The organism is Nonomuraea sp. NPDC049646, assembly GCF_044465525.1.
In the GTDB taxonomy this organism is placed as follows: domain Bacteria; phylum Actinomycetota; class Actinomycetes; order Streptosporangiales; family Streptosporangiaceae; genus Nonomuraea.
In genome coordinates this window covers 14058-26440 of the sequence record NZ_JBITLU010000031.1, presented here as the reverse complement: position 1 = coordinate 26440, position 12383 = coordinate 14058, and the positions used below count along the sequence as shown (strand labels likewise).

Annotated in this window: 14 protein-coding genes; 9 read left to right on the top strand and 5 right to left on the bottom strand. The window is 73.5% G+C overall.

Annotated elements, in window-relative coordinates; translation table 11 throughout:
- Window positions 1–51: 51 nt before the first annotated feature.
- Both ACIBQ8_RS49050 and ACIBQ8_RS49045 read right to left on the bottom strand, forming a co-directional pair.
- Window positions 52–1053 carry a serine hydrolase domain-containing protein gene (locus ACIBQ8_RS49050; protein ID WP_397195642.1) on the bottom strand — a complete coding sequence of 334 codons (1002 nt, stop codon included), beginning with the start codon at window positions 1051–1053 and terminating at the stop codon, window positions 52–54.
- A 191-nt stretch (window positions 1054–1244) separates the two neighbouring features.
- Window positions 1245–1697 (bottom strand): MarR family winged helix-turn-helix transcriptional regulator, encoded by a 453-nt coding sequence (locus ACIBQ8_RS49045; RefSeq protein ID WP_397179083.1) that lies wholly within the window; start codon window positions 1695–1697, stop codon window positions 1245–1247.
- Window positions 1698–1811: 114 nt separating this feature from the next.
- On the opposite strand from ACIBQ8_RS49045, the gene ACIBQ8_RS49040 reads away from it, so the two are divergent.
- Window positions 1812–1988, top strand: a complete 177-nt coding sequence (locus ACIBQ8_RS49040; RefSeq protein ID WP_189650423.1) for a hypothetical protein — start codon at window positions 1812–1814, stop codon at window positions 1986–1988.
- 220 nt (window positions 1989–2208) lie between these two features.
- On the opposite strand, the gene ACIBQ8_RS49035 is transcribed toward ACIBQ8_RS49040, so the two are convergent.
- On the bottom strand, window positions 2209–2628 hold the full coding sequence (locus tag ACIBQ8_RS49035) for a MarR family winged helix-turn-helix transcriptional regulator (RefSeq protein WP_397195641.1): 420 nt from the start codon (window positions 2626–2628) through the stop codon (window positions 2209–2211).
- Window positions 2629–2726: 98 nt separating this feature from the next.
- Here ACIBQ8_RS49035 and ACIBQ8_RS49030 point away from each other — a divergent pair, with 98 nt between their 5' ends.
- The gene (locus ACIBQ8_RS49030) at window positions 2727–4190 is read left to right on the top strand and encodes an MFS transporter (protein WP_397195640.1); all 1464 of its coding nucleotides are present in this window, start codon (window positions 2727–2729) and stop codon (window positions 4188–4190) included.
- Between the two features lie 80 nt (window positions 4191–4270).
- The gene (locus tag ACIBQ8_RS49025; protein ID WP_397179081.1) at window positions 4271–5221 is read left to right on the top strand and encodes a sulfotransferase family protein; all 951 of its coding nucleotides are present in this window, start codon (window positions 4271–4273) and stop codon (window positions 5219–5221) included.
- Window positions 5222–5349: 128 nt separating this feature from the next.
- On the opposite strand, the gene ACIBQ8_RS49020 is transcribed toward ACIBQ8_RS49025, so the two are convergent.
- On the bottom strand, window positions 5350–6255 hold the full coding sequence (locus tag ACIBQ8_RS49020; protein ID WP_397179080.1) for a hypothetical protein: 906 nt from the start codon (window positions 6253–6255) through the stop codon (window positions 5350–5352).
- Between the two features lie 197 nt (window positions 6256–6452).
- Here ACIBQ8_RS49020 and ACIBQ8_RS49015 point away from each other — a divergent pair, with 197 nt between their 5' ends.
- The 5 genes from ACIBQ8_RS49015 (at window position 6453) to ACIBQ8_RS48995 (ending at window position 10730) form a co-directional block, all read left to right on the top strand.
- Entirely contained in the window at window positions 6453–6929 is a 477-nt protein-coding gene (locus ACIBQ8_RS49015) for an NUDIX hydrolase (protein ID WP_397195639.1), read from the top strand.
- Between the two features lie 117 nt (window positions 6930–7046).
- Window positions 7047–7868 carry an SDR family NAD(P)-dependent oxidoreductase gene (locus ACIBQ8_RS49010; protein WP_397195638.1) on the top strand — a complete coding sequence of 274 codons (822 nt, stop codon included), beginning with the start codon at window positions 7047–7049 and terminating at the stop codon, window positions 7866–7868.
- A 93-nt stretch (window positions 7869–7961) separates the two neighbouring features.
- The gene (locus ACIBQ8_RS49005; protein ID WP_397195637.1) at window positions 7962–9113 is read left to right on the top strand and encodes a sensor histidine kinase; all 1152 of its coding nucleotides are present in this window, start codon (window positions 7962–7964) and stop codon (window positions 9111–9113) included.
- A complete protein-coding gene (locus tag ACIBQ8_RS49000) occupies window positions 9110–9766 on the top strand; it encodes a response regulator transcription factor (RefSeq protein WP_397179076.1) in 657 nt (218 codons plus the stop codon). Before ACIBQ8_RS49005 ends, ACIBQ8_RS49000 begins: the two co-directional genes overlap by 4 nt.
- Window positions 9767–9941: 175 nt before the next feature.
- Window positions 9942–10730 (top strand): alpha/beta fold hydrolase, encoded by a 789-nt coding sequence (locus ACIBQ8_RS48995; RefSeq protein ID WP_397195636.1) that lies wholly within the window; start codon window positions 9942–9944, stop codon window positions 10728–10730.
- Between the two features lie 11 nt (window positions 10731–10741).
- Here ACIBQ8_RS48995 and ACIBQ8_RS48990 read toward each other — a convergent pair whose 3' ends face one another.
- Window positions 10742–11125: a VOC family protein gene (locus tag ACIBQ8_RS48990; RefSeq protein ID WP_397195635.1), complete on the bottom strand. Its 384-nt coding sequence runs from the start codon at window positions 11123–11125 to the stop codon at window positions 10742–10744.
- Window positions 11126–11602: 477 nt separating this feature from the next.
- Between ACIBQ8_RS48990 and ACIBQ8_RS48985 the strand changes: the two genes are divergently transcribed.
- Window positions 11603–12247 (top strand): TetR/AcrR family transcriptional regulator, encoded by a 645-nt coding sequence (locus ACIBQ8_RS48985; protein WP_397195634.1) that lies wholly within the window; start codon window positions 11603–11605, stop codon window positions 12245–12247.
- Window positions 12248–12383 lie beyond the last annotated feature (136 nt).

Below are 12383 nucleotides of genomic sequence, written 5' to 3'. Positions count from 1 at the left end.
GCCGGTGGGGGCCGCGCCCTGGGCTCGTGTGAGCCGGTGGAGGCCGCGCCGTCAGCCGAATTCGGCCTGGAACAGGTCGGCGCAGGTTCCCAGGAAGTCCCCCCAGTCGCCGTTCACGTTGCCGACCAGGGTGTGGGTGCCCTGGCGGTCGCCCATCGCGTACGTCATCGACCCCTGGATGTAACCGCCCCCGCCCCAGAGCGTGCCCCCGGACGGGAAGCGCTGGGAGTAGACGCCGAGCCCGTAGCGGGCGCCGGGCACCCAGCCGGCGCCCTCGGTGGGCACGGTGGTGAACATCTCCTCCTGCTGCGCGGGCGGGAGCAGGCGGCCGCCCAGCAGCGCGGCCAGGAAGCGGTGGAGGTCGGCGGTGGTCGAGACCATGCCGCCGGCGGCCCAGGCCCAGGACAGGTCGGCGTCGGTCACGTCGTGGCGGACGGTCTGCCGGCCGGTCTCGTCCTGGTCGGAGTAGTGGCGGGCGTGCGGGTCGCGCAGCCCTTCGCCGGCCGCGGGCAGGTACGTCCCGGTCAGCCCCAGGGGGGCCGCGACGCGGCGGTCGATCTGCTCGGCGAGCGTCGAGCCGGACACCGCCTCGACGATCATCCCGGCGAGGTTGTAGTTGACCTTGGAGTAGACGAACCGCCCGCCCGGCTCCCCGGCGGGCGGGGTCTCCTGGCCGGGGATCGCGTCCGGCAGGCCGCTGGTGTGGTTGAGCAGCAGCCGCGGGGTGATGCGGGCGGCGTCGGCGCCGGGGAAGTACTCCTCGACGACGCCGGGCAGCCAGGTGGTCACGGGGGCGTCCAGGGCCAGGTCGCCGTCGGCCGCCAGGCCCAGCACGACGGTCCCGACGAACGCCTTGGTGAAGCTGCCGACGCGGAAGTGCTCCCCGGGCCCGCGGGGGCGGCCGGTCTCCAGGTCGGCCACGCCCGCGGCGCCGAACCACGGCGGGTCGTCGCCGTCCCGGACCTCGGCCACGACGCCGGGCCCGCGGTCGCCGGCCACCAACTGGTCGAGCACCTGCCGCAACCTCGGACGATCGGCCTGAACCATGGACATGCTGCCTCCAGCGACACGAATGGGACCCGCGAACGCGAGCAACCGTAGTTGACTATCCGATTCACAGTCAACTGCGGTTGCTTATCGGCGCCGCGCGGATGGCGGCGCACCGCGGGCGCGGTCAGGTGTCGCGGCGGGTCCGGGGGCGCGACCGGTCAGGCGTCGCGGCCGGGTCAGGCGTCGCGGCGCGGTCAGGTGTCGCGGCGGGCCGAGGCGATCAGGCGCATCAGCGCGGCGTGCAGGTCCTGGAGCTCGTCGAGGTCCATGCCGAGCCGGGCGACGATGGCCGGCGGGATCTTCTCCGCCTCGGCCCTGAGCTGCCGGCCCGCGGGCGTCAGCGTGACGGCCAGGGCGCGCTCGTCCTTGCTGTTGCGCTCACGGTGGACGTAGCCCAGCGCCTCCAGCCGCTTGAGCAGCGGGGACAACGTGCCGGGGTCGAGCTGCAGGAGCTCGCCCAGCTCCTTGACCGACAGCGGCTCGTGCTGCCAGAGGGCCAGCATCACCAGGTACTGGGGGTGGGTCAGCCCGAAGGGTTGCAGCAGCGGCCGGTAGAGGCCGATCACGCTGCGCGAGGCGATGCTGAGGGCGAAGCACACCTGCCGGTCGAGCGCCAGCAGGTCTGTCGCCTCTGTCACAGGCTCCATGCGTGTACGCCTCCGATGCCGTCTGGTAACTTACTTTGTGTACAAACTAATAGCCTGCAAATCGATGCCACACAAATCGTACCCGTGGCCGGGCCGCCGAAAGAGGGACACCTCATGTTTCACCGCAAGCCGCTGGAGGAGCGCATCGCCGAGCGCCAGGCCAAACTGCCTCCGCTGAAGGAGGGCAAGCACTTCGAGCACGGCCCGGCCAAGTTCGTGTTCGTCACGCTGCTGGTCGTGGTGGTGGTCACGCACCTGGTCGGCCTGGCCATCGTCATGCACTTCGCCTGATCTGCCGGGAACATCCCGGAGGCGGCCGCCGTTACATCCCTCGTGGCCGGTGTGCCCAGTGTCCCCGGGCCTCACCTATCGCCTTCGCGGACTACCGTTCGGCTGGAGCCGCGTTGTGCCCCTCGCCGAGAGGCGACACGCACACCGGTACGCACGCGTTGAGGGCCCCCGCCCGTCCCGGCGGGGGCCCTCACGCGTGTCAGGGCTCGGACGGCCCGGCTCAGGCGCGCGGCCAGGGGCGGCCGGCCAGACGTTCTATGTCGGTGTTGAAGCGCCGCAGGTAGGCGGCGAAGGCGGCGACGTCCTCGGGCGACCAGTCGGCCATCACCTTCTCCAGGCCGCGCACGTTCCGCTCGCGCTCCTCGGCCAGGCTGCGCTCGCCCTCCGCGGTGAGGCGGAACTTGCGGGCGATGCCGCCCTCGGGGTCGGGGATGCGTTCGACCAGGCCGGCGCGCAGGAGGGCCGAGGTGTGCCGGTTGAGGGTGGACACGTCCAGGCCGAAGGCGTCGCTGAGCTGCCCGATGGACATCGGGCCCGAGCCGTGCAGCCGCCGCAGCAGCAGGTGGGCACTACGGTCGTAGTGCCGGTGCCGGCCGAGCAACATCGTCTCGAACTCGATGAGATGTGTGGGCTTTTCCATCCCAATCCCCCCTTTCGCGAGATATGTGCACCTTACATGAATTGTGTACGTAACACATGATGTGTAGCGTGCACATCCTTCGACGACGGGAGAACAACGTGGGGGGCTCCACATCCACCGCCCGCCCCGGCGGCATCGTCAGCGTGATGGCGGTGGCCGGCATCGTCGCCTCGCTCACGCAGACCCTGGTCGTGCCGCTGATCGGCGAGCTGCCGCGGCTCCTGCACAGCACCGCCTCCGACGCCTCCTGGGTGATCACCGCCACCCTGCTGGCCGGCGCGGTCGCCACGCCGGTCACCGGACGCCTCGGCGACCTGTACGGCAAGCGCCGCATGATGCTCGTCTGCACCGCGCCGCTGATCGCCGGGTCGGTGATCTGCTCGCTGGCCGGCTCGCTCGCCCCCATGATCGTCGGGCGCGGGTTACAGGGCATGGGCATGGGCCTGATCCCGCTCGGCATCAGCGCCCTGCGCGACCTGCTGCCGCCCGACCGGCTCGGCCCCTCGATCGCGCTGATGAGCTCGTCCATGGGCATCGGCGGGGCGCTCGGCCTGCCGGTCTCGGCCGCGGTCGCCGAGTACGCGAGCTGGCGGGCGCTGTTCTGGGGCTCGGCCGCGCTGAGCGTGCTCATCGCGGTGCTGATCCGGGTGCTGGTGCCGCCCACTCCCCCGCTGCCGCGCGCGGGCGCGGCGGGCGGGGCCGGGCGGCTGGACGTGCCGGGCGCGCTCGGCCTCGGCGCGGGGCTGGTGTGCCTGCTGCTCGGGGTCTCCAAGGGCGCCGACTGGGGCTGGACGGGCGGCGCCACGCTCGGACTGCTCGGCGCGGCCGCACTGGTCCTGCCGGCATGGGCCTGGTGGGAGCTGCGGGCCGCGGAGCCCCTGGTGGACCTGCGGGTGACCGCCCGGCGGCAGGTGCTGCTGACCAACCTCGCCTCCATCCTGGTCGGCTTCTCGATGTACGCCCAGGCGCTGATCGTCATGCAGATCCTCCAGCTTCCGGCGGCCACCGGGTACGGGCTGGGCCAGTCGATGCTGGCCGCCGGACTGTGGATGGCCCCCTCCGGCCTGGTGATGATGGCGGTCTCGCCGCTCGGCGCCCGGCTGTCGGCCGCCCGCGGCCCGAAGGTCACCCTGATCGCCGGGAGCCTGGTCATGGCGCTCGGCTACGGCTCCTCGACGGGCCTGCTGGGCTCGGCCTGGGGCATGCTGGTCGTCACCTGCGTGTGCAGCCTCGGCGTCGGCCTGGCCTACGGGGCGATGCCCGCCCTCATCATGGGCGCGGTGCCCCGGTCGGAGACGGCCGCGGCCAACAGCTTCAACACCCTGATGCGCTCGATCGGTACGACGGTCTCGGCCGCGGTCGTCGGCGTGATCCTGTCGCAGCTGACGATCAGGCTGGGCGCGCACACGCTGCCGTCGGAGGCCGGCTTCCGCACCGGGATGCTGGTCGGCTGCGGGGCGGCGCTGGCCGCGGCGGCCGTCACCATGGCGCTGCCCGGCCGTCGCGGCGGCCGGACGTCCGGGGACGAGAGCGCCGCGTCCGTCTCGCCCGCCCGCCGGTGACGTCGCGGGAGCCTCTTGGCTTCCTACACTTTTGGTAGGAAAATCAGGCAATATCGGTTCTCGTCACTGGGAGGACGACGGTGCCCTTGCCTGATTTCCTGATCGCGGGAGTGCCCAAAGCGGGGACGACGGCGCTGCACACCGCGCTGCACCCGCACCCCGACCTGTTCCTGTCGCCCATCAAGGAGCCGAAGTTCTTCCTCACCGACGGGCCACCGCCCGGACGTGGCGGACCGGGCGACGCCGAGACCTACCGGGAACACGTCTGGCGGCGCGCGGACTACGAGGCGCTGTTCGCCGCCGCTCCCCCCGGCACCCTCGCCGGCGAGTCCACCCCCTTCTACCTGTACGACCTGGACGCCCAACGCCGCATCCGGGAGACGATCCCGCACGTCCGGCTCATCGTGAGCCTGCGCGACCCGGTCGAGCGGGCCCACTCCAACTGGACCCACCTGTGGTCGGCCGGGCTGGAGCCGATCGGCGACCTCGTCCGCGCCTGCGAGGCCGAGCCGGAGCGCATCGCGGCCGGATGGGCGCACTTCTGGCACTACACCGCCCTCGGCCGGTACGGCGGGCAGCTCGCCCACCTGTTCACCCTGTTCCCCCGCGACCAGGTGCTGATCTTCCGCTACCGGGACATCGTGGACCGTCCGGCCGAGACCCTGGACCGCATCTGCGGCTTCCTCGGCGTGCGGCAGGGGCTGCTCACCGGCGTCCCGAGGGAGAACGTGACCGCGCACCCCGACCCCGGCGCGCTGCACGCGCTGCTGTCCACCCTGCGCCGCACCCTTCCCGCGTCCCTGTCCGGGCCGCTGGAGCGGCTGCTCCAGCGGCGCGGCCGGGCCCGACGGCCGCTGGAGTGGGCCCAGCGGCAGCGGCTGATCCCCTACTTCGCGGCGGACGTCGAGCTGCTCCAGCAGGTCACCGGCGAGGACTTCAGCGACTGGCTGCGGCCGCGGGAACGTTCGGGCGGGCTGGTCGGCAGCCGGCCGCCCGGCCAGCGCCAGGCCAGAAACGGCCGCGCCCCCTGACCCCGCGCCCCGACCGCGGCCCCTCTGACCGCGGCCCCTGACCGCGACGCCGCCCCGGGACCGGGCCGGGACCGATCCGGTTCCGATCCGGTTCCGGGCCGCGAGCGGGCCAGCCGGTCCTGGGCCGGTCAGCGGGGCGGGCGGAGTTCCGTGCGCAGGTCGTGGGCTCCGTCGGCGCGGGTGTACTCGTAGTAGAGCCGGAGGGCGCCGTCCGGCAGGTCGACGAAGGTGAGGTAGCGCAGGCCGCCGCCGTGGTGCGGCGACATCGCGGCGGGCCGGTCGCCCAGGGCGGCCAGCGCGTCGGGTTCGGCGCCCACGGCCACGCCCGTACGCTCCTCGTAGTTCTCCTCCGCGCTGCCGCGGCCGTCGTAGAAGGCCACGACCCGGTCGCCGTCGAAACGCACGGCGCTGATCCGGACGCCGCGGGCGTCCCACAGGCCGGTGCGGCCGGTCAGGGCGGTGCCGTGCCAGGTCCAGTCCAGGCCGTCGGCGCTGGTGGCGTAGTCGGTCACCATGCGGTCGGCCTCGTCGGGGTCGGCCAGCGGGTGGCAGGAGGCCCACAGGTGCCACACGTCGCCGCGCCGTACGATCACGGTGTCCTTGACCCCGGTCTTGGGGTCGCCGGGCAGCACCGTGGTGCGGGTGCGCGGGTCGAACGCGGCGGGGTCGGCGGCCTCGACGACCTCCACCCGCCAGTGCTTGGTGCCGGGCGTGGCGCAGCTCAGGTACAGCCGCCAGCGTCCCTGCGGGGTGCGGACCAGGGCGGGCCGCTCCAGCGACTCGGCGTCCATCTCCTCGCGGGTGATCGTGGTCAGCGGCTCGAAACGCTCGCCGTCGGACGAGCGCGCGACCACGACCGCGTACCCGCGGCCCTCGCCGACCGGACGGCGCAGGCGGTAGGCGAGGTAGATCAGCCCGTCCGCGGCGACGGCGCTCGGCGCCCCGGCCCAGTGGCCGTGCGCCGGGACCGGCGGCTCGACCGCCACGACGGCGCGGCCGGGATCGGGCAGCAGGGCGTTCTCGTCGATCGACATGGAACCGAGGCTAGGCCAGGACGTGAAGCCGGACATGGCTGCTTACCTCTCCTTGGGATTATCCTTATTACCTATAGACTTTATGGGTTATGGTCGTCCGCCGCATGCCCGGCACGCCGGAAACGTCGTTCCGCGTCCCGGGGCGGGCGGTGCGCAGCGGCCTCCGGCGGCCGGCGTCCGGTGCTTATGCTGGGCGGATGCCAACCCCTGAGTTCGTCCTCGCGCTGCGCGAGAAGATCGGCACCGAGCCGCTGTGGCTGTCCGGGGTGACCGCGGTCGTGCTGCACGAGGACCAGGTGCTGCTGGTCCGCCGGAGCGACACCGGCGCCTGGACGCCCGTGACCGGCATCATCGACCCGGGCGAGCAGCCCGCCGACGCCGCGTTGCGCGAGGTGGCCGAGGAGACCGGCGTACGGGCCGTCGCGGAACGGCTGGCCCTGGTGCACGTCACGCGCGAGGTCACCTACCCCAACGGCGACCGGGCCCGCTATCTGGACCTGGTGTTCCGCTGCCGCTGGCGGTCCGGCGACCCTTACCCGGCCGACGGCGAGAACAGCGAGGCCCGCTGGTTCCCCCTGGGAGCGCTGCCGACCCTGAGCCCCGACATGCAGGCCCGCCTCGACGCCGCCCTCGACGACGCCCCAGCCGCCCGCTTCCTCACCACGGACCGCTGACCGCGCGCCCTCACCGCGCCATCCGCTGACCGCGTGCCTTCCACCGCGGGCCGCCCGGCGTGGCGGGGCGGCGCTTCGCGATCTATGGTGGGGGCCGGATGCGGAAGGATGGGGCCCATGGCGGGAAAGACCATCGTCCTGACCGGCGCCAGCGACGGCATCGGCCGCGCCGCGGCACGCGTCCTGCGGCAGCGGGGCGACGAGGTCGTCCTCGTCGGCCGGTCGGCCGGCAAGACCGCGGCGCTGGCGAAGGAGCTGGCGGCCGACCACCACGTGGCCGACTTCGCGCGCCTGTCAGAGGTACGCGACCTGGCGGCCACCCTGCTCGACCGCCACCCGGCCATCGACGTGCTGGTCAACAACGCCGGGGCCATCATGGGCTCGCGCACCACCACGCCCGACGGCCACGAGGCGACCTTCCAGGTCAACCATCTGGCGCCGTTCCTGCTGACCACCCTGCTGCTGCCCCGGCTGCTGGCCGCCGGCGGCACGGTCGTCACGACGTCCAGCCTGCTCAACACCCGCGCCCGGCTCGACCTCGACGACCTCGACGCGGTGCGCCGCTACTCGGGCAGCCGGGCGTACGCCAACTCCAAGCTGGCCAACATCCTGTTCACCCGCGAGCTCCAGCGCCGCCACGGCCCGGACGGCCTGGCCGCGGCCTCCTTCCATCCCGGCGTGGTGGCCACCAACTTCTCCGGCGGCGGCGACAGCGCGGCCCGGCTGCTCTACCACACGCCGCTGAAGCGGTTCCTGCTCACGCCCGAGCAGGGCGCCGACACCCTGGTCTGGCTGGCCACCTCGCGGCCGGGCGCCGACTGGGCCCCGGGCGGCCACTACGAGAGGCGCCGCCCCTCGGCCGTCCACCGCCTGGCGGACGACCCCGACCTGGCCCGCCGCCTGTGGGACCGCAGCCAGGAGCTCGTCGAGCCCGCCTGACCGGTCCCGCGGCCGCGGGTGTGAGCGGGGGCCGACCCCGTCATGCCGGTGTTAGGTCGGTGGCGGCATCCTGGAGTCCCCGGAAGGAGACAGATGCCGCCACGTCCCAGGCTGCCCGCACGTACGGTGCGGCTGCGCTTCACCCTCCTGTACGGCGGGCTGTTCCTCGCCTCAGGCGCGGGCCTGCTGGTCCTGGTCAACCTCGTCGGCACGCCGCTGTCGCGGACCCAGCCGGTGCCGGGCGGGCCCGGCGGCCGGCCGGCCCCGGCCGCCGCCGCGGAGCACATCGCCCTGCTCCAGGCCCAGCTCGCCGACGTGCACGCCACGCAGTCGCGTCAGCTCCTGGCGGGGTCGGTGCTCGCGCTGGCCGTCATGGCCGTGGTGTCGATCGTGCTCGGCCGGGTGGTCGCGGGCCGGGTGCTGCGCCCGCTGCGTACGATCACCGCCGCCACCCGCCGCATCTCCGCCGACAACCTGCACGAACGCCTGGCCGTCCCGGGCCCGGCCGACGAGGTCAAGGACCTGGCCGACACCATCGACGGGCTGCTCGCCCGGCTGGAGGGCGCCTTCGCCGCGCAGCGCCGGTTCGTCGCCGACGCCTCGCACGAGCTGCGCACCCCGCTGGCCACCATGCGGGCGCGGCTGGACGTGACCGTCGCCAAGCCGGACCCCGTACCGACGCAGACGCTGGCGCTGGCCGACCGGCTGCGCACCGACCTCGACCAGGTCGACCGGCTCCTGGAGGGCCTGCTCGCGCTGGCCCGCGCCCAGCACGGCAGCCTGCCCGACGCCGCGGCGATCATCCTCGACGACCTGGTGCGGCACACCCTGGACGCCCGCGCCGCCGACCTCGCGGCCCGCCGCCTCACCCTGGACGACGAGGGCGTCGCGGAGGGCGTGCGGACGCGGGGCAGCGTCGCGCTGGTCACGCGGATGGTGCACAACCTCGTCGACAACGCGATCGTCCACAACCAGGAGGGCGGCTGGATCAGGGTCGAGGCCGCGGCCGACGGGCGGTGGGCACGCCTGGTCGTGGAGTCCGGCGGGGACCGGCTCGACCCCGGGCAGGTGGCGCGGCTCGGACGGCCGTTCCAGCGGCTCGGCGCGGACCGCACCGGGTCGGGGGACGGCTCGGGGCTCGGCCTGTCGATCGTCGCGGCCGTCGCGCAGGCGCACGGCGGCGGCCTCGACCTCGCGGCGCGCCCCGAGGGCGGGCTGCGCGCCACGGTTCGGCTGCCGGCATGAGGGTGCTGGTGGTGGAGGACGCGCGGGCGCTGGCCGCCGTGCTCGCCGAGGGCCTGCGCGACCAGGGCATGGCCGTGGACGTCGCCCACGACGGGCTGGAGGCGGCGGCCAAGCTCGACCTCGCCCCCTACGACGTGGTGCTGCTCGACCGCGACCTGCCGGGCATCCACGGCGACACCCTCTGCCAGATGCTCACCGACCAGGACGAACGCCCCATGGTCCTGATGCTGACCGCGGCCGGCTCGCCCGGCGACCGGGTGAGCGGGCTGACCCTGGGCGCCGACGACTACCTGGCCAAGCCCTTCCACTTCCCTGAGCTGGTGCTGCGGGTGAGGGCGCTGGCGCGCCGCCGTCCCGGCGCCCGGCCGCGCACGTTGCGCGGGGCCGGGATCGAGCTCGACCCGCAGCGGCACACCGTCACCCGGGACGGACGTCCGGTGGAGCTGTCGGTCAAGGAGTTCGCCGTGCTGGAGGCGCTGCTGCGCGCGTCGCCCGGCTTCCTGAGCACCGAGGCCCTGCTCGAACAGGTCTGGGACGAGCACGCCGACCCGTTCACCAACACCGTGACCGTCACCGTCGGCCGCCTGCGCCGCAAGCTGGGCGACCCGCCGGTGATCAGCACCCGGCCGGGCGTGGGGTACCGGATCGGGTAGCGGGGCCGTCCGCGCTCTGCCCGACGGGGGCGGTGGGTGGTGCGCAAGGTCAGACCACGGGCTGATGCGCGGCGGGGTTCCGTCTGCGATCGTGAGGACCGCCGGGGGCACCCCGGCGTTGATCGTCCGCGAGACGGGGCCGGTCCGCCCCTGGTGACAGACAGGAGGAGACGCCGTGATCAGATTCGGCTATGCCGACACCCCGTTCGGCCAGATCCACCACGCCACGTGCGGCACGGGCGAGCCGGTGCTCCTGCTGCACCAGACCCCCCGCTCATGGGACGAATACCGCGAGGTGCTCCCCCTGCTCGGCCGCACCCGGCGGGCCATCGCCATGGACACGCTCGGCTTCGGCAACTCCGCCCGCCCGCCCGAGCACTCGATCGAGACCTACGCCGCCGGCGTGTTGGCCCTGATGGACGCCCTCGACCTGCCGCGAGCCGCCGTGGCCGGGCACCACACGGGCGGCGTCGTCGCGGTCGAGACGGCGGCGCGCGCGCCCGACCGCGTCACCGCCCTGGTGCTGTCGTCCACGCCGATGGTCGACCCGGAGGGGCGTCGGCGTCGGGCGGGCCATCCCTCCATCGACGCCGTGCGCGAGCAGTCCGACGGCTCCCATCTGGGCGAGTTGTGGAGCCGACGGGCCCCCTACTACCCGTGGCCGCTGCTGACCCGTTTCGTCCGCGACGCGCTGACGGTCCTGCCGGAGGTGGAGCGCGGGCACGAGGCGGTGGCCGCGTACCGGATGGAGGAGCGGGTCGGGCTGGTCCGCTGCCCGGTGCTGCTCGTCGGCGCCACCGACGACCCCTTCGCCTTCCCCGAGCTGGAACGCCTGGCCGCCGCCCTTCCCCACAGCACCCAGGCCGTGGTCAAGGGCGGCGTGATCCCGCTGGAGCACCAGGCGGCGGAGTTCGCGGCGCTCGTGGCGGACTTCCTCGACGGCCAGGCCCGCGAGACCGGCTGAGGCGGCCCCGGTCAGGCGGGAGCCACCCACTCGACGAACTGGATGATGATGCCGTTGGGGTCGGTCACCTGGAACAGGCGCTCGCCCCAGGGCTCCTCGCGCAGCGGCATGGTGATCTCGACGCCCGCGTCACGCAGCAGCTTCTCCTGCCCGTCCAGGCCGCCGTCCAGGGTGAAGGCCAGGATGAGGCCGGAGGCGTGCTGGTCGCGCTGCTCCGGCGGCAGGACCTCGATGCCGCGGGCGAGCAGCACGATGTCCATCGCGTCGGCGCGGGTGAGCGAGGCGAACCCGTCCGCTGCGACCCGGACGGTGTAGTCCAGGTGCTCGGTGAGGAACGCCTGGGAGGCGGCGACGTCGGCGACGGTGAGCGAGACGGTGGACGTGGTGATCTGCAAGAAGGTCTCCATGAGGGATGAGAACGGCTGAGCGAAACACGATCCGCCGGTTCGAACGGCCCCCGCCGTGGACGTGCCGGGCGGGGAGGCGGCGGACGGGGTCAGCGGTGACCGGGGTCAGGGGTCAGCGGTGACCGTGGTCAGGGACGAGGGGCGGTCGTTGCGGGGAGGCGGGGGATCAGTGAGCGCGGCGGCGGGGGAGGTTGCGGGTCACTTGCGGGTCCTGCCATCCGCGTGCGCCATGGTCGGCGGACGGTCGGCGGAGTCCCCCGCCGGGGAGGGAAGAGCGCTGCGACTTGCGGTCGCGGCCCTCCGACGCCCCAAGGTCGATCTTGAAAGCCGCAGGCGGGAAGAGCTTGAGTTCCAACCAGGTTTCTCCTTTTTCGTTCGTCGGTCGCAAACTTACGACGGACGTAAATATAGCCCGAGTAGCTGAGGTGTGTCAACGTAAAAATACGACGAGGGTAAGATTGCTTCATGGCTCACGAGACCTCGCCCGCACCCGGCCTCCGCGAATCCAAGAAGCAGGAGACCCGGCAGCTCATCTCCGACCACGCCACCAGGCTGTTCATCACCCAGGGGTTCGAGCAGACCACCATCGCCGAGATCGCCACCGCCGCCCGCATCGCCAAGAAGACGGTCACCAACTACTTCCCGCGCAAGGAGGACCTGGCCTTCGACCATCAGGAGGCGTTCACGTCCGCCCTGGCCGACGCCGTCGCCACCCGCGGTCCCGGCGAGTCGGCCCTGTCCGCTCTACGACGTGCCTTCCTGGCCTCGGTCGCGGCCCAGGACCCGGTGGCCGGGTTCTCCGGACCGGAGTTCGCCCGCATGATCGCCGACAGCCCCACCCTGACGTCCTGCCTGCGCGGCCTGCACGACCAGCGCGAACAGCACCTCGCCCAGGCCCTCGCCGACGCCACGGGAGCCGCGGTCGGCGACATCACCGTCCAGACCGCCGCCGGGCTGCTGGGGACCGTGCACCGGGTGCTGTTCCAGCGCATCCACGAGCTCACTTTGGCGGGCCTGCCCAACGACCGCATCGCCGGCACGATCGCCACCGACGCCACCCGCGCCTTCGACCTCCTCGAACCCGCCCTCTCCACCTACGCCCCCGCCTGAGGTCCGGCCTGCGCGCCAGAAGACCGCCTCCCCAGGCCCGGGGACCGCCGATGGGCTCAGGAGCCGTCACCTATTCAGGAGCCCCCCGCTCAGGGCCGTCACCCGCCCAGAGGCCGCCGCCCGCCCGGGGGCGTTC